This window comes from Flavobacterium sp. GW821-FHT12A05, from assembly GCF_058807735.1.
The window spans coordinates 120367-137566 of sequence record NZ_JBXAQY010000007.1; the positions used below are offsets into that span (position 1 = coordinate 120367).

At 34.3% G+C, this 17200-nt stretch carries 16 protein-coding genes; 12 read left to right on the forward strand and 4 right to left on the reverse strand.

Annotation, left to right across the window (positions count from 1 at the left end; all coding sequences use genetic code 11):
* Positions 1 to 72 precede the first annotated feature (72 nt).
* Together AC1RRQ_RS17000 and AC1RRQ_RS17005 are read right to left on the reverse strand one after the other, a co-directional pair.
* Positions 73 to 792, reverse strand: a complete 720-nt coding sequence (locus tag AC1RRQ_RS17000; protein ID WP_493024221.1) for a LytR/AlgR family response regulator transcription factor — start codon at positions 790 to 792, stop codon at positions 73 to 75.
* Positions 755 to 1516, reverse strand: coding sequence for a sensor histidine kinase (locus AC1RRQ_RS17005; protein WP_493024222.1), 762 nt, complete (start codon positions 1514 to 1516; stop codon positions 755 to 757). Before AC1RRQ_RS17005 ends, AC1RRQ_RS17000 begins: the two co-directional genes overlap by 38 nt.
* A gap of 279 nt (positions 1517 to 1795) precedes the next feature.
* Here AC1RRQ_RS17005 and AC1RRQ_RS17010 point away from each other — a divergent pair, with 279 nt between their 5' ends.
* From AC1RRQ_RS17010 to rpoN, 3 genes are all read left to right on the forward strand, one after another.
* The gene (locus tag AC1RRQ_RS17010; RefSeq protein WP_493024223.1) at positions 1796 to 4162 is read left to right on the forward strand and encodes an efflux RND transporter permease subunit; all 2367 of its coding nucleotides are present in this window, start codon (positions 1796 to 1798) and stop codon (positions 4160 to 4162) included.
* Positions 4163 to 4530: 368 nt separating this feature from the next.
* Positions 4531 to 5976 (forward strand): asparagine--tRNA ligase, encoded by a 1446-nt coding sequence (gene asnS, locus AC1RRQ_RS17015; protein ID WP_493024224.1) that lies wholly within the window; start codon positions 4531 to 4533, stop codon positions 5974 to 5976.
* 128 nt (positions 5977 to 6104) lie between these two features.
* Positions 6105 to 7565, forward strand: a complete 1461-nt coding sequence (rpoN, locus tag AC1RRQ_RS17020; protein ID WP_493024225.1) for an RNA polymerase factor sigma-54 — start codon at positions 6105 to 6107, stop codon at positions 7563 to 7565.
* A 256-nt stretch (positions 7566 to 7821) separates the two neighbouring features.
* Here rpoN and AC1RRQ_RS17025 read toward each other — a convergent pair whose 3' ends face one another.
* Together AC1RRQ_RS17025 and AC1RRQ_RS17030 are read right to left on the reverse strand one after the other, a co-directional pair.
* Positions 7822 to 8259, reverse strand: coding sequence for a DUF8479 domain-containing protein (locus tag AC1RRQ_RS17025; protein ID WP_493024226.1), 438 nt, complete (start codon positions 8257 to 8259; stop codon positions 7822 to 7824).
* A 29-nt stretch (positions 8260 to 8288) separates the two neighbouring features.
* The gene (locus AC1RRQ_RS17030) at positions 8289 to 8879 is read right to left on the reverse strand and encodes a thymidine kinase (RefSeq protein ID WP_493024227.1); all 591 of its coding nucleotides are present in this window, start codon (positions 8877 to 8879) and stop codon (positions 8289 to 8291) included.
* A 235-nt stretch (positions 8880 to 9114) separates the two neighbouring features.
* Between AC1RRQ_RS17030 and AC1RRQ_RS17035 the strand changes: the two genes are divergently transcribed.
* The 9 genes from AC1RRQ_RS17035 to AC1RRQ_RS17075 all read left to right on the forward strand — a co-directional run bounded on the left by AC1RRQ_RS17035 (position 9115) and on the right by AC1RRQ_RS17075 (position 17172).
* Complete coding sequence (locus AC1RRQ_RS17035) at positions 9115 to 10143, forward strand: DUF8457 domain-containing protein (protein WP_493024228.1); 1029 nt, start codon at positions 9115 to 9117, stop codon at positions 10141 to 10143.
* 134 nt (positions 10144 to 10277) lie between these two features.
* Positions 10278 to 10994, forward strand: a complete 717-nt coding sequence (rsmI, locus tag AC1RRQ_RS17040; protein WP_012022679.1) for a 16S rRNA (cytidine(1402)-2'-O)-methyltransferase — start codon at positions 10278 to 10280, stop codon at positions 10992 to 10994.
* An 87-nt stretch (positions 10995 to 11081) separates the two neighbouring features.
* On the forward strand, positions 11082 to 11426 hold the full coding sequence (locus tag AC1RRQ_RS17045) for a HopJ type III effector protein (protein ID WP_493024229.1): 345 nt from the start codon (positions 11082 to 11084) through the stop codon (positions 11424 to 11426).
* Positions 11427 to 11669: 243 nt separating this feature from the next.
* Complete coding sequence (gene recJ / locus AC1RRQ_RS17050) at positions 11670 to 13370, forward strand: single-stranded-DNA-specific exonuclease RecJ (RefSeq protein WP_493024230.1); 1701 nt, start codon at positions 11670 to 11672, stop codon at positions 13368 to 13370.
* Positions 13360 to 14640 carry an MFS transporter gene (locus tag AC1RRQ_RS17055; protein WP_493024231.1) on the forward strand — a complete coding sequence of 427 codons (1281 nt, stop codon included), beginning with the start codon at positions 13360 to 13362 and terminating at the stop codon, positions 14638 to 14640. Before recJ ends, AC1RRQ_RS17055 begins: the two co-directional genes overlap by 11 nt.
* Positions 14641 to 15222 carry a hypothetical protein gene (locus AC1RRQ_RS17060; RefSeq protein ID WP_493024232.1) on the forward strand — a complete coding sequence of 194 codons (582 nt, stop codon included), beginning with the start codon at positions 14641 to 14643 and terminating at the stop codon, positions 15220 to 15222.
* Between the two features lie 10 nt (positions 15223 to 15232).
* Positions 15233 to 16147 (forward strand): alpha/beta fold hydrolase, encoded by a 915-nt coding sequence (locus AC1RRQ_RS17065; protein ID WP_493024233.1) that lies wholly within the window; start codon positions 15233 to 15235, stop codon positions 16145 to 16147.
* Positions 16148 to 16308: 161 nt separating this feature from the next.
* A complete protein-coding gene (locus AC1RRQ_RS17070; RefSeq protein ID WP_493024234.1) occupies positions 16309 to 16665 on the forward strand; it encodes a hypothetical protein in 357 nt (118 codons plus the stop codon).
* Positions 16666 to 16815: 150 nt separating this feature from the next.
* On the forward strand, positions 16816 to 17172 hold the full coding sequence (locus AC1RRQ_RS17075) for a hypothetical protein (RefSeq protein ID WP_493024235.1): 357 nt from the start codon (positions 16816 to 16818) through the stop codon (positions 17170 to 17172).
* Positions 17173 to 17200 lie beyond the last annotated feature (28 nt).

Consider the following 17200-nt stretch of genomic DNA (forward strand, 5'->3'; position numbering starts at 1 on the left):
GTTTTACGTAGAAAAGCAAATTTCGAGCTAATTTTCAATGTATGTAATAAGTGGGAAAAACTTTGTAATAAGTTATAATTTCACCTTTTTCAAAAACTCAGAACGATAGGTTTCACTTAAAATTAAAGTCGTGTTTTTATTGTTTTCTTCAACGTGATGCAACACAATTTCGTTATGATTAAAGAATTTTATTGCTTTAACAGCAATGATTTCTTTTTTGTTTATTCGGCAGAAATTAGCTTCCGGCAATTCGTTTAAAAGCGTATCAAATTTTACGTTTTTCAAGTTGAGGAAACTTCCATCGGCAAGTAAAACGGTTTTATCCCGGCTGTCGCTTACCGCGGTTTTGATGTATTGAATTTGATTAAAATACAGCAGTGTTTTTCCTTTGTCTGTATTTAACTGAATGAATTTTTTGGCCGCATCCGGTTTTTCGAAACGCTCTAAAGCTTTTGAGATTGCTTTTTGCAAGCGTTCGAGTTTTACTGGTTTTGTGATATAATCTACCGCATCGATATTAAAAGCATCGGCTGCATAATCTTTATAAGCTGTGCAAAAAATCACCATTTTATCGTTGAGCAATTCAGCCAGATGAAGTCCGTCCATTCCGGGCATTTCGATATCTGAAATTAATAAATCAAATTCGAGATCAGGAATATCAGATAAAAGTTTCTGCGGATTATTAAACGTTTTTACGATTTCTACTTCGGGAATTTGTTCGCAAAGCATCTTTAAGTACGTTAATCCCGGAAGCTCATCGTCCAGAAGCAAGCATTTCAGTTTTGTATTCAAGTAAATCTATTTTTAAATGAGCAATATAAACATCGTTTTCTACAAACTTATCAAGTTTGAAATTATTCTTGTAAATAATGCGTAATCGATGTTCTAATGTCGCATGGCCAAAACCGCTGCGTTCTTTTTTTAATACTTTTTTATCTGAGATTTTATTAGAAACCGTCATCGAAAAAGCATTATCACGAAATTCAAAAACAACCGAGATAAAAGCATCGGCACTTTGAAGATCGGCATGTTTAAAAGCATTTTCAATTAAATCTATCGAAATTAAAGGCGCTAATAATGGCTGATCGTACAATTTATCATCTTCATTGATATTGGTTTTGATCTTAAGCTCAAAAAGCGGACTGACTTTAATTTTGTTGATTTCGATTAAATTCAGCGCAAAATTAATTTCTTCTTTTGCGGTTACGAATTTCTTTTTGCTTTCGTATAAAATATAATCCAAGACATTCGCCAGTTTATCAAGCGCAAAATAAGTTTGATAAGCATGCGACTGAATCGAATTTAGAATATTCTTAAACAAATGCGGATTCAGTTTGGACTCCAAATTCTCCAGCTGCAAATCGTTTACTTTTACTTCAAGCGCATAAAAACTTTTTTCAGCATCGTCTTTTGCTTTTTTTGCCTGCATTAATTGATACACCATAAAACAAATGATGACAATTAGAAGCAAAAGAATGGCTAAAAAAATTAAAGTTGTGGTATTGTTTTCCTGCATTGTTTATGTAAAATTTAAAAGTTTTTTTTCGTTCACTGATTTTACAGATGCAGCAAACTTATACTGGTTTTTAATTATCTGCTTAATCTGCATGATATTAATTTCTTTCATCCTAAATTAATTGCAAATATGAGAAAAGCTAACGACTAAACAGCTAAAAGAAAGAAAATTATCACAAACAACACTCCTGTAGATTTGTGTTAACATTAAGTAAAATACAATCGATTGTTTATGATTTTGAGCACTTTTCACTACATTTGCATCCATTTTAAAGATTTTATGAAAAACACAATTCAAGTTGGATTTTGGGAGAAATTAGCCCGAATCATACTTAAGAACAGAATTACAATTCTAGTTATCCTATCTATTTTAACAATTTTCCTTGCTTTGCAATGGAGAAACCTTTCTATGACTTATACTGAAGCTAACTTGCTTCCTAAAGATCATATTGCGAATAAAGAGTATCAAAAATTCCTGGATAAGTTTGGTGAAGAAGGAAATCTGGTTGTTATTGGTTTTAAAGATCCTAAGTTTTTTACTCCTAAAAATTATGCAGCCTGGAATGAATTAATGACAGGTTTAAAAAAATCAAAAGAAGTAGATTTAGTTGTTTCCTTAAATGATTTAAAAAAACTGGAGAAAGATACGGTAAACGAAAAATTTGTTTTAACTCCGTTTATCGACCAAAGCAAAGCGCTTGATCCTGCTTATTTAAAAAGCGTTCAATATGATTTGTTTCATAATTTACCTTTTTACGAAGGACTTTTATTTAATAAAGAAAGCGGCAGTGTTCGTTCGGCTATTTACATCAATAAAGCTTTAGTAAATACCGCTGAAAGAAAAACTTTTATACTTGAAAATTTAGTTCCGAAAATCGATAAATTCGAAAAAACTACAGGAATTGACCTGCGCGTTTCGGGAATGCCATACATTAGAACGATTAATGCCGACAATATGAAAGGCGAAATCGGACTTTTTATCGGCGCGGCTTTATTTACCGTTTCCTTGATTTTCTTTTTCTTTTTCCGTTCGTTCAGAGCCACTTTTATATCAATTTGTATTTTAATTGTCGGCGTAATCTGGTCGTTTGGAACACTTGGATTATTTGGTTATAAAATCACGATTTTAACGGCTATCATTCCGCCTTTAATTATTGTAATTGGTATTACAAACTGTATTTTCCTGATTAATAAATACCAGCAGGAAATTAAACTGCATAACAATCAGGCAAAAGCCTTACAGCGTGTTATTTCAAAAATTGGAGTTTCGACTTTAATGACCAATTTAACAACAGCAATTGGTTTTGCAACGTTTATGATTACCGGAAACGATCTTCTTTTTGAATTTGGTCTGGTAACTTCTATCAACGTTATTTCTGTTTATTTACTGACACTTTTTATTGTGCCAATTGTATATAGTTTTATGGCATTGCCAAAAGAAAAACATTTATACCACTTAACTAAAACTTACATTTCGACTTTACTTAATGTGGTTGAAAATTTAGTTAAAACAAAACGTAAATACGTTTATATCATTTACGGTTTGCTTTTGGTTTTTAGTGTAATTGGGGTTTCTCAAATGAAAGTTTCGGGAAGCTTAATTGGTGAAATGCCAAAAAGTGCTTCTTTCTTTAAAGATATTTTATTCTACGAAAAAGAATTTAATGGAGTTATGCCACTTGAAATTATGATTGACACCAAAAAGAAAAAAGGTGTTATGAAAGCATCAACCATTCGTAAAATGGATGAATTGCAAAATACAATTTCAGAAATACCAGAATTGGCAAAACCGGTTTCGATCGTAAATTTGGTTAAATATTCTAAACAGGCTTTCTACAACGGAAATCCGGAATATTACCAATTACCAACTTCTCAGGAGCAGACTTTTATTTTGAGTTACGCTAAAAATGCGACCAAAAACAGCAAAGAAAATTTAATGAAAGCTTACGTGGATTCGACTGGTCAATACGCCCGAATCACGACTTTTATGAAAGATATTGGAACGGATGAAATGGCAAAAGTGGAGAAAAAATTACATTCTAAAATTGATGAAATTTTCCCAAAAGACCGTTACGAAGTTACCGTTACCGGAAAAGCTTTGGTTTTCCAGAAAGGAACTTCTTATTTAGTCGACAACTTAATTGAGTCATTGATTTTTGCAATTTTAACGATCGCAATTCTGATTTTATATTTATTCCGATCTTTTAAAATGGTAATGGCTTCGGTAATTACGAATATTTTGCCACTTTGTATCACATCTGGATTAATGGGTTATTTTGGAATTCCGTTAAAACCATCGACAATTTTGGTGTTTAGTATTGCCTTCGGAATTTCGGTTGATAATGCGATTCAGTTTATGGCGAAGTACAGACATGACTTGCTTCAAAGCGGCGGAAAAGTAAAGAAATCGGTTTTCAGCGCTTTAAGAGAAACTGGAATCAGTACTTTTTATACATCTGTAGTTTTGATTTTAGGTTTTGCCACTTTTACATTGTCAAGCTTCAGCGGCACTATTGCTCTTGGAGGATTAATTTCTTGTACTCTGGCTTTTGCAATGTTTGCCAACCTGGTTGTACTGCCTTCGCTGGTTTTGACTTTTGAAAAAAAGAAAACGAAGAAAGAGGAATTGGATAATTTGGAGGACTAATGTTTTTTCGCCACGACCCAAGCGATAGCGAACAGGCGAAGCAATTACACGAATTAACACGAATTCTTTTTTATACTCAACGCTAAGTCATTGCGAGGAACGAAGCAAACTCATTTGCAGAATCAAGTCCTGTCATTATTGTCGTGAGGTTGCTTCGTTCCTCGCAATGACAGACTTATTATGAAACCGAATGCCCTAGCCCTGATCGTAGCGGCATCCTTTCTATTTTTTCTTTAAAAATAGAAAGATACAGCGGAGAGCAGGAAACAGCTTCAAAAATTAATTATTATCGTTTATATTTGCAATTCGATATAAAAAACACTGATTTTATTTTAATGTAAAATCAGCAATCTAAATCTAAAATTAAAATGAAACACACAAAGGTTAAAGACTTATTAAACAGTACGACGACGCTACAGGAAGTGAATGCAAAAGGATGGGTGAGAACTTTTAGAAATAATCAGTTCATCGCGCTTAATGACGGTTCTACCATTAATAATATACAATGTGTTGTTGATTTTGAAAATACACCGGAAGAGACTTTAAAAAGAATCACGACCGGAGCTTCGGTTTCTGTATTTGGAACTTTGGTTGAAAGTAAAGGTGCGGGTCAGAAATATGAAATTCAAGTAAACAAAATTGAAATTCTTGGAGATTCTGATGCAGAGAAATTCCCAATGCAGCCTAAAAAACACTCTTTGGAGTTTTTACGTGAAAACGCTCACTTACGTGTACGTACAAATGCTTTTGGAGCTATTATGCGTGTGCGTTCAGTATTATCATTTGCGGTTCACAGCTATTTCCAACAAAAAGGTTTTGTTTACGTAAACACACCAATTATCACCGGAGCTGATGCTGAAGGTGCTGGAGAAATGTTTCAGGTAACTTCATTGCCTTTGGATAATCTTCCAAAAACAGAAGAAGGAAACATTGATTTCAAAAAAGATTTCTTCGGAAAACATACGAACTTAACCGTTTCTGGACAATTAGAAGGAGAAACTTTCGCTATGGCTTTGGGTCAGATTTATACTTTTGGACCAACTTTTAGAGCAGAAAATTCAAATACTTCTCGCCACTTGGCAGAATTCTGGATGATCGAGCCGGAAGTTGCTTTCAACGATCTTGATGACAACATGGATTTGGCTGAAGATTTTATTCAGTACGTAATTAAATATGCTTTAGACAACTGTAAAGATGATTTGGCGTTTTTAGAAGGAAGACTTCTGGAAGAAGAAAAATCAAAACCTCAGGCTGAAAGAAGCGAAATGGCTTTGTTAGAGAAACTGAACTTTGTTTTAGAGAACAATTTCAAACGTGTTTCGTATACAGAAGCAATTGATATTTTAAGAGATTCTACTCCAAATAAAAAGAAGAAATTCCAATACCTTATCACGGAATGGGGTGCTGATTTACAGTCAGAACACGAACGTTATTTAGTTGAAAAACACTTTAAATGTCCGGTAATTTTATACGATTACCCAGCAAACATTAAAGCGTTTTACATGCGTTTAAACGACAATACTGAGCCAGGAAGAGAAACAGTTCGTGCAATGGATATCCTTTTCCCTGGAATTGGAGAAATCGTTGGTGGTTCTGAAAGAGAAGAGCGTTACGATGTTCTTGTTCAGAAAATGGAGACACTTGGAATTGATAAAGAAGAATTATACTGGTATTTAGACACCAGAAGATTTGGATCAGCAACTCACGCAGGTTTCGGTTTAGGATTTGAACGTTTGGTATTGTTTGTAACAGGAATGACAAACATTAGAGACGTAATTCCTTTCCCAAGAACTCCTGGAAGCGCTGAGTTTTAATCTGAGGTTCTAAGGAACTGAGGTACTAAGGTTCTAAGTTTTTAAAATATAAATAATTTAAATCGAATTAATTCGTCAATATAAGATGCTCAGAACCTTAGGAGCTTAGCATCTTAGCACCTTTTTTTATGCTAAAGCAATTTTTAAATTTAAAATTATCCCAAAAATTATCTCCACAGCAAATTCAGCTGATGAAGTTAATTCAATTGCCTACGCAAGCTTTTGAACAGCGTTTATTAGAAGAAATGAACGAAAATCCGGCTCTTGAAGCTGGTAAAGAAGATGAATACGAAGCTGACGAATTCGCTAATGAAGATTACGACGATTATGATGATGCAGAATCTGACAGAATTGAAGCAGACGACATTAACATTGACGAATATCTAAGCGACGACGATACTCCGGATTATAAAACTCAGGTTAACAATTACAGTGAAGACGAAGAACGCGAAACGCCTTTTGCTTCGCCAATCAGCTTTCATCAGGATTTAATCAATCAGCTTAATACTTTTATTTTAAACGATGAAGAACGCGAAATCGCCGAATTCCTTGTTGGAAGTATTGACGATATGGGTTACATCCGCAGAAGTATTCCAGATATTGTAGACGATATGGCTTTTACTCAGGGAATTTATACTGATGAAGCAATGGTCGAAAAAATGATGACTGTTATTCATGAATTGGAGCCTTCGGGAGTTGGAGCGCGCGATTTGCAGGAATGTTTGTTGTTACAATTAAAGCACAAAACACCAACAGAATATGTTGACTTGGCAATTGATATTATCGAAAACCAGTTTGATGCTTTTACAAAGAAACATTACGACAAACTATTACAAAAATACAGCGTTTCGAACGAACAGCTTAAAAAAGCGATTCACGAAATTGAAAGATTAAACCCAAAACCGGGCGGTTCTTTTACAGGAAACAATAAAGTGACAGAAAATGTCGTTCCAGATTTCGCCATCAGAATTGTCGACGGCGAACTAGAATTGACTTTAAACGGACGAAATGCTCCTTCCCTGCATGTTTCTAAAGATTATCAGGAAATGATGCAGACGTATAAAGATTCTCGTGATAAATCATCGGCACAAAAAGATGCAGTTCAGTTTATCAAACAAAAACTGGATTCGGCCAAATGGTTTATCGATGCAATCAGACAGCGTCAGGAGACTCTTTTTGTTACTATGAATGCGATTATGCATTATCAGGAAGAATATTTCTTAGACGGAGACGAAACCAAACTAAAACCAATGATCTTAAAAGATATTGCGGATATGGTTGGTTTAGATATTTCGACCATTTCGCGTGTTGCTAACAGCAAATATGTTGAAACACCATACGGAACAAAATTGATCAAAGAATTTTTCTCTGAAGCCATGAAAAACGATCAGGGTGAAGATGTTTCGACTTTAGAAATCAAAAAAATTCTTCAAAATACCATTGAAGAAGAAGATAAAAAGAAACCGCTTCCAGACGATCAATTGGCCGAAATCTTAAAAGAAAAAGGATATCCAATTGCGAGAAGAACTATTGCAAAATACCGCGAACAACTTGATATTCCGGTTGCAAGAATGAGAAAGAAAATTTAAAATTTCTTTAACCATATAAGAGATATAAGTTCATTTAAAATATCAAAGCCCAATAGATTTAAAATCTATTGGGTTTTGTTTTATAACTATTTTAGAACCTTAGAAGTTTAAATTTTGTCAGGCTGAGCGAAGTCAAAGTCCACTTATGTTACCAAGGCTTCGACTTCGCTCAGCCTGACAATCGTCTTGAAACAACAAACCCGACAATCCCGAGGCTTCGGAACTGTCGGGTTTGCCAACATTGTATTATTTCGAATTATTTATATTGATCCGGTAATATCTTTAAGTCAAACAAAAATGCTTTCTTTTTGTCGCTGTAACTATAGATCAGTGTATAATCATTATCTCTAAAAACCTGAAGTCCCGGATTTCCTTTTGCAGTACTTAAAAGGCTTTTATGAATTTCTTCCTTAATTACGTCAACTTCTGCCGTTTCTTTAGCTACCTTACTCAAGGTTAAATTATACTGAACTACTCTTTCTTCGGGTAAAGTAACGCTGTCTAGGCGAATCCCTTCCTGAATAGGAACCGGACAGGTTTGATTGTATTTTTCGACTAATTCTGTAACTTCGGTATTTACTTCATCTGCTTTTTCAGAAAGAAAAAACTGAAAGAAAACAGCCAGCCCTATGGCAATTACAATTATAACTAATAATAAAATATTCTGTCTTTTTTTACTTTCTTTTTCTGTCATGCTTTTAAAAGTTAAATAGAATTTATAATTTATTTTTCCTGGTTTTTTTTCATTGCTTTAAAGTACGCTGCACGGCTAAGCGGCTCGTATTCTTCGGTTTCGCCAAGCATAACCAATTTATCGTTGTCGGTTTTTCTAAAACTATAATTAGCAAGATTTCCGGTTCTGGTGCAAACGGCGTGAACTTTGGTAACATATTCAGCAGTTGCCATAAGTGCCGGCATTGGTCCAAAAGGATTTCCTTTAAAATCCATATCAAGTCCTGCAACTACCACACGAATTCCCTGATTAGCAAGATCATTACAAACGGTAACAATTTCATCATCAAAAAACTGGGCTTCGTCTATGCCAATAACATCGCAGCCTTGTGCCAAAATTAAAATATTGGCTGCAGCCGGAACTGGCGTTGAGCGAATTTCGTTGGCATCATGAGATACCACCATTTCGTCATGATAGCGGGTATCAATAGCAGGTTTAAAGATTTCGACTCTCTGTTTGGCAAATTGAGCGCGTTTTAATCTGCGGATTAATTCCTCGGTTTTACCCGAAAACATTGATCCACAAATAACTTCAATCCAACCAAATTGTTCTTTGTGATTTACTGTATTTTCGAGAAACATTTTGTATTTTTCTGCCTTTAAAAATGAATAGTTTTTATTACTTTGTACTGGTAATAAATCAACGTAAAAATGTGCTGTTTTACATTTTTCAAAAGTAGAAAATTTTTATCAAATCGGAGATTGGCTGACGCTTATTAACAGAAATAAAAAAATATCAGTCCCATTTCCCTAAGAATAAAGACATTCAGACATCAAATACACTAAAATACCCTTATTCACTATAATTTCAACAGTTATGAAAAAAAAATTGGAAGCCGATTTAATCAGCATTGCACATCGAATTTTGAAGCTTAAAAACAAATCCGATATCAATCAATTGTATCTTGAAACACAGAAATTATATGAGAAACTGGCGATTTTAAAATTTGTTGATGAAAATTTCGACGAAGTAAAACCAACAATCAACCACAGCGAAATAAGCGCTGAGATCGAAACTATCTTTGAAAAAGAAGAAATTCCGGCAGAAATCAAAATTGAAGCTCCTGCTCCAATTGAAGAAATTAAAGCCGAAGAAACTCCTGAACCAGTAATTGTAGAAGAAATAAAGGCGGAAACTCTGGAAGAAATCATTCCTGAAGTAAATATCCCTGAAGAAGCTCCCGAAGAAACGCCTGAACCTGTTGAGGAAATAATCGAAGAACCAATTACGGAACCAGAAGTTGAAACAATTAAAGAAACTGAAAAGGCAGTAGAGCCTAAAAATAATATTGAGGAGTTTTCGTTTACAACCGTAAATGAGTTAAAACCAATTCCTGACTTTATTCCTGCTTTTGAATTAGATCTTGAAGAAGTAAAACAGGAAATAAAAGAAGAAGTTAAAGAAGAGCCTAAAGCAGAAATTAAAGGAACACCAATTCCTATTGCATTTGAAGATTTCGGAATTAATTATGCCGATGCCCAATTTGTAAAAGTAGATAGTTTTGAGGCCGTTTCTCCAGCCACAACTCCTGATTTAAAAGAGAAAAAAATAGTCGAAACAGCGGTTTTAGAAACTTCTAAAGAACCAAAATCAGTTTCTCTAAACGAGAAATTAGCAAAAGGTTTTCATATTGATCTAAATGACCGAATTGCATTTACTAAAAACCTTTTCGGAAACAGTACAGAAGATTACAGCCGTGTTTTAAATCAATTATTAACTTTTGATTCGTATGCAGAAGCGCAAGAATTCATTGAAAACATGGTAAAACCAGATTATAACAATTGGGAAGGAAAAGACGATTACGCAGAACGTTTTCTTGGAATCATCGAGAAAAAATTCTCTTAAAAACACAGATTTACTTCGTCTATTCGCTATCGCTCGAGTCACTGATTCACATGAATCTTACTCGGTGTAATTTTTAGAGAAATTAGAATTTGTGTCAATTAGTGCAATTCGTGTTTAAATTATTAAAATAAAATATGTCAAAATTATATATCGTTCCAACGCCAATTGGCAATCTTGAAGACATGACTTTTAGAGCCATTAGGGTTTTAAAAGAAGTCGATTTGATTTTGGCCGAAGACACTCGAACAAGCGGAAAACTGCTAAAGCATTTTGAAATTGGCACGCACATGCATAGTCATCACATGCACAATGAACACAAAACAACCGAGAATTTAATTGCCCGTTTGAAAGCCGGCGAAACCATCGCTTTAATTTCTGATGCGGGAACTCCGGCCATTTCAGATCCGGGTTTTTTATTGACTCGCGCTTGTGTCGAAAATAAAATTGAAGTAGAATGCCTTCCAGGTGCCACTGCTTTTGTTCCTGCCCTTGTAAACAGCGGACTTCCTAATGACAAATTTGTTTTTGAAGGTTTTCTGCCTGATAAAAAAGGACGTCAGACTAGGTTTTTGGCTTTAGCCGAAGAAACCCGAACCATGATCTTATACGTTTCTCCGCATAAACTCGTTAAAACTTTAGCTGAATTTGTGCAGTATTTTGGAGAAGACAGACAAGTCTGCGTTTCGAGAGAATTATCAAAATTACACGAAGAAAATGTACGCGGAACAGCGAAAGAAGTTCTGGCACATTTTGAAAAAACAGCACCACGCGGTGAAATCGTCGTAGTCGTTGCCGGAAAAACAATAACAAAAGAAGCTAAGAAAAGTAAATTTTCAAAAGACGAAGAATAATTTTCGCCACGAATTTCACGAATTAGCACGAATTAAATTGGTGGAAATTTGTGAAATTCGTGGCAAAAAAAACTAATACACAACAACATGAGCATAAAAGCCTTTTTAGAAAAAGTAAAACAAACTCCAACTCAAATAACATTTCCAGAAACCATTGCCGTAATCGAGGAAAATTACAATTTTACTCCAACTGCTTTTCAAAACGGAACGCAGCATAATGCTGCTGGAGAAAATTCAGGTTCTTGTAAATTATTTTCGTTTGCAAAATTGCAAAACTTAAGCAAAGAAGAAACTTTAGCGTGTTTTGGAGCTTTCTATTTTGAAGAAGTTTTAGGTGATCCAAACGGAACAAATCACCAAAACATTAGAAACTTCATCAATTTAGGCTGGGACGGAATCCAGTTTGAAGGAAATGCTTTAGAAGCGAAGTAATATTTTAGATTTTAGAGTGTAGGTTTTAGATTTCTGAAATCTGCATTCTAAAATTTGAACTTTACAAAGCTTTGTCAAAGTTTGAAACTTTGACAAAGCTAAAACCGAATATATCTCTGCTACAGATTAAAATCCTTTTAATCAATGTAATCTGCAGCAAAAAAATTACCTATCAAGATTAAACGATTTTCGTCCCGATAGCTATCGGGACTAAAATCTAAAATCTAAAATCTAAAATCAATAATGCGCTGGACTTTAAAACCAAAACCTTCTGAAGATAAAATCAAACATTTGGCTCAATCCCTAAATGTAGAAGATTTTGTAGCAACACTTTTAATTCAGCGTGGCATTGAAACTTTTGAAGATGCTAAGAATTTCTTTCGACCATCATTAGAACATCTTCACGATCCGTATTTGATGAAAGATATGGATAAAGCCGTTGCGCGAATAGAACAGGCAATTGAAAATCAAGAGAATATTTTGGTTTTCGGAGATTATGATGTCGACGGAACAACAGCCGTTTCGTTGGTTTCCTCTTATTTAAAATCACATTATCCAAATATTGCCACTTATATTCCGGATCGTTATGATGAAGGTTACGGAATTTCTTTTAAAGGAATTGACTTTGCCGATGATAACGGATTTTCATTAATTATCGCGCTCGATTGTGGCATCAAATCAATTGATCATATCGCTTACGCGAAAGCAAAAAACATTGACTTTATTATCTGCGATCACCACAGACCCGGAGAATTTCTTCCGGATGCAGTTGCCATTTTAGATCCAAAAAGAGAAGACTGCTTTTATCCGTATGATGAGTTATGTGGCTGTGGCGTTGGTTTTAAATTGATTCAGGCTTTGGGTCAGAACCGAAATGAAACCATTCAGGATTTAGTTCCATACCTAGATTTAGTGGCAACGGCAATTGCGGCAGATATTGTTCCGATTACGGGAGAAAATCGTGTTCTCGCTTATTTTGGACTGCAGGTAATTAATAGTGATCCAAGACCGGGAATTAAAGCTTTGGTACATCAGGTAAAAAAGAAAGTGCTGGATATTACCGATGTTGTTTTTATTATTTCTCCCCGAATTAATGCGGCAGGAAGAATAAAGCACGGAAATCATGCTGTTGAATTGTTAACTGAATTTGATTTTGAACAAGCACAGCAATTCGCTTCAGAAATCGAACAATACAATGCAGACCGAAAAGATCTGGACAAAAAAATTACTAAAGAAGCCTTTCAGCAAATTTTAGAAAATCAGGAAGAAGAACGTTTTTCTACCGTTGTTTTTCAGGAAGACTGGCACAAAGGCGTTATCGGGATTGTGGCTTCAAGATTAATTGAAACCTATTATCGTCCGACCTTGGTTTTTACGAAAAGCGGTGACAAATACGCGGCTTCTGCCCGATCTGTAAAAGGATTTGATGTTTACAATGCATTAGATGCCTGCGCAGAACATTTGGAACAATTTGGAGGCCACATGTATGCTGCCGGAATGACTTTAAAAGCCGAAAACTATCAAACTTTTAAAGATGCTTTTGAAAAACAGGTTTCATCCACGATTCTGCCTGAAATGCGAACACCGGAAATAGAAATTGATGCCGAAATTAATTTCTCGGATATCACACCAAAACTCATCCGGATTTTAAAACAATTCGAGCCTTTTGGCCCGCAGAATATGACGCCGGTTTTTATGACTTCGGATATAAAAGATACCGGTTACGCCAAAACTCTGGGTGCAGAAGAAGAACATTTAAGACTTTTTGTAAAACAATCTAACTCTGACGGAATTGCCGCAATTGGCTTTGGACTCGGAAAAAAACTCAATATAGCTCAAAATCAAAATCTGTTTCAACTCGCCTATTCAATTGCCGAAAACGAATGGAATGGAACTATTTCAACACAGCTTATGCTGAAAGACATTAGAACAAATGACAACTAAATCAACCAAACCCGATCCTTATCAGGCACTTCGTTATAGAGAATTCAACGTTTTTTTATTATTGCGTTTTGCCATGGTTTTTGCCTGGTCCATGCAGTTTATTGTAATTGAATGGGAAGTTTACAGCTTAACTAAAAATCCACTTTCGTTAGGAATAATTGGTTTAATGGAAGTTATTCCTGCTGTTGGAATGGCCTTATTTGCCGGACATATTGTAGACCAGAAAGAAAAGAAAGGATTATTGGTAAAATGTATTTTAGGATTCTCGATAATTAGTTTCGGACTATTTTTATTGACTTGGCCAAAAGTTGTTGGCGGCTGGTCATCAAATGTAATTCTGTATTCAATTTACGCTTTAGTCTTTTTTGGCGGATTGGTTCGTGCTTTTATGGGACCAACTATCTTCTCGCTTCTATCCTTAATAATTCCCAAAAAAGTATACCCAAATGCGGCAACCTGGAGCAGTTCGGTTTGGCAGATTGGAGCGGTTATGGGACCAGCGCTTGCAGGATTTTCAATTAATTGGATTGGTGTTCATTGGTCGATGTGTCTCGTTTTCGGATTCTCGATTCTTTCCTTAATTGCCTTATCACAAATCAGTGCAAAACCAATCATAAATCCTAAAATTGGAGAATCAATAAAAGACAGTCTTACAGAAGGTTTGACTTTTGTATTTAAAAATCAGGTTGTTTTGGGCGCATTATCACTTGATATGATTGCGGTACTTTTTGGAGGAGCCGTTGCTTTATTGCCTGTTTTTGCTCAAGACATCTTGAAAGTAGGTTCTGAAGGCTTCGGAATTTTAAGAGCTGCTCCTGCTGTGGGCGCTTTTATTACCATGATTGTTTCAGCTTATGTGCCATTATATAAAAATGCAGGAAAGAAACTTTTAATCGCCATATTTGTTTTTGGATTGTCTATCATTCTATTTGGACTTTCTACTTATTTCTGGCTTTCTGTTTTCGCTTTATTTTTAAGCGGACTTGCCGACGGAATTTCGGTAGTAATCCGACAAACTATTTTACAGCTTAAAACTCCTGATCACATGCGCGGACGTGTTGGTGCCGTAAATTCAATTTTTGTTGGATCTTCTAATGAATTAGGTGCATTTGAAAGTGGTGCAACAGCTAAATTAATGGGAGCTGTAACATCAGTTGTATTTGGCGGAAGCGTTACGCTTTTAACTGTTGTCGTTACAGCATTAAAATCACCTACATTTCGAAATTTAGATCTGCACAGAGATATGGAAGATCATCAGAAATTGGAATAGATGATGAAATTTAAAACGATCTTCCTAAAGGTCCATTTAATATCATTAACTATTCTTTTAATCAATTTCCTGATTAATGCTGTTTTTGAAATCGGTTTGGCTTCGGCTTTATGCTTTGTTATTAAAATTCTATTTTATATTTCAGGAGGAGTTTTATTTTTCTATTATATAAAGCCTTTTAAAAAGACAGCTTTATACTTTTCGATCTATATATTTTCGCCTGTTGTTATTTTCTTCAGCTGGCTGACAGATGGTCTTTTTGGAGCTATTTTATCATCATTCTTTATTTTCTTTTTTAATCCAAATGATGTAAGATTTGAAAACGAGCAGATTCAAATAAAAACCAAATTTGAAGGTTTTATGGGGATGTGCTGCAAATATGAAGTAATTGAAAAAAAGTACTATTTATTTGAAAAGAAGTTAACTGAATTTCAATTTGAAAAAGATCTGTATATCAAACAAAATGAGGTTAAAATCCAAAATACGATTTTACAAATACATCTTCGATTAAAAGAGTATGATGGAGAAAAAGACGGTTATATAACTAACGACACAATCCTTAGCATACCCTTAAAAAAATAAATTAGAATAAATGAAATCACTTTTTGTTACTTTAATCTTCGCTTTCTCTCTTTTTGCAAACGGACAGAAACTTTACATTAAAACTTACGGAAACGAAAAGAATAAGTCCATTATTTTTATTCATGGCGGGCCAAGCGGCAACGCTACTTTATTTGAAGGAACAACAGCACAAAATTTAGCCGATCAGGGTTTTTATGTTATTGCTTACGATCGTAGAGGCGAAGGAAGATCGACTGATCCCAACGCAAAGTTTACGTATGAAGAAGCTTTTCAGGATTTAAATTCTATTTATGCAACATATCATCTGACAAAAGCAGTTTTACTCGGTCATAGTTTTGGCGGTTTAGTTGCGACATTGTACACGAATAAGTATCCGAAAAAAGTCAGCGCTTTGGTTTTGGCTGGTGCTTTATTTTCACAGCAGGAAACTTACGATCATATTTTAAACACGCTGAAGAAAAAATACAGCAGCGATTCTGAGCAGTTAAAAAAAATTGACATAGTAGAAAATCTCAATAAAAACTCTGCTGAATATCGAAAAAAATGTTTTGAACTGGCAGGTGAAAATGGCTTTTTTAAAATGCCAAATCCAACTCCTGCATCTAAAAAACTATATGCTGATTATGAATCTGGCGAATTTTATAAAACCAATATCCGAAACAAAAATGCTCCTTTGTTATTCTATCAAAATGAAAAACAAAACAACATCGACAGTAGACCTTTCTTAAAGAAAATTAAAGCTGCAGGAGTTCCCATTTTTGCGATTTACGGAAAAGAAGACGGCATTTTTTCATCAGCACAAATTACTTCTATTAAAAATCTGGCTGGCGAAAATCATTTCGCTTTTCTGGACAACTGCTCGCATTATTTATTCGTAGATCAACAAAAAGAATTTCTTTCCAGTCTACAATATTGGTTGAAATAGTTTTTATTAAAGAATACCTGCACATCAAAAAGCAAATTTCAAAAACAAAACTAACCAACTCAAAATCAATTATTAATAATGTTTTTTAGCTTTTTTTTATGCTTTTCTTAATCATGTATTAATACAAACAGGTTGTATCTTTGCGGCGTAAAAAAAATGCCATGAAGGACATTGAGCAGATATACCGCAACAATTTTGGAATTTCATTTTATTGGAAAGAGGGCAACGAAATTATATCAGATAAAATACAGCTGCTTTTTAAACAAATGGGGTTTTATTTTTCAATTCAGGAATTAAATGAATTTCACGATTTAATTGAAGACTGCGTAATAGACCATAATGATTATGATACGCGCGGTTTAAAACGTGCCTTTGATAAATTTTTATTGAAAACACCTTATGTCGCAATAGATTTAGAAATATCACCAATTGAATTAAATTCTATAAAAGACTTAGTTGAAGGTTCATTATTTCGACTTAAACTTAATGAATATATTTACGGTCCTGGCATGAACTAAAGTATTTCTGCGTATCCCACAAGACGAATCCCAACTTAAACTGTACTATAACCTATCAGTTAAGAAAAGTTTTTTTTCAAATTTTTATGATTTTTTTATTTAGAATTAATATAAATAATATTTATATTTGTTAGAATAAAAGGATTTACGATGAGAGAAATAGAACAGATATACCATAATAATTTTGGAATTGCCTTTTACTGGAAAAGAAATAACCAAACCATTCTTGATAAAGTACAATTGGTTTTTAAGGAAACAGGCTTTTACTTCAGCGTTTCAGAGCTGAATCAGTTTTGTAATTTAATAGAAGACAGCATAATCGAAAACACATGCTGCGAAGCCTGCGAAATGAAATATTCCTGCCATAAATTTTTATTGAAAACTCCTTGTAATTCAATAGATCTTGCCGTTTCTATGACCGAATTAAAATCGATTAAAGATTTGGTTGAAGGCTCTTTGTTTAAAATTGAACTTGACGAATATATTTATGGAGTAGGCTTAAACTAAGAACTATTCTAAATAAATTAACATCATT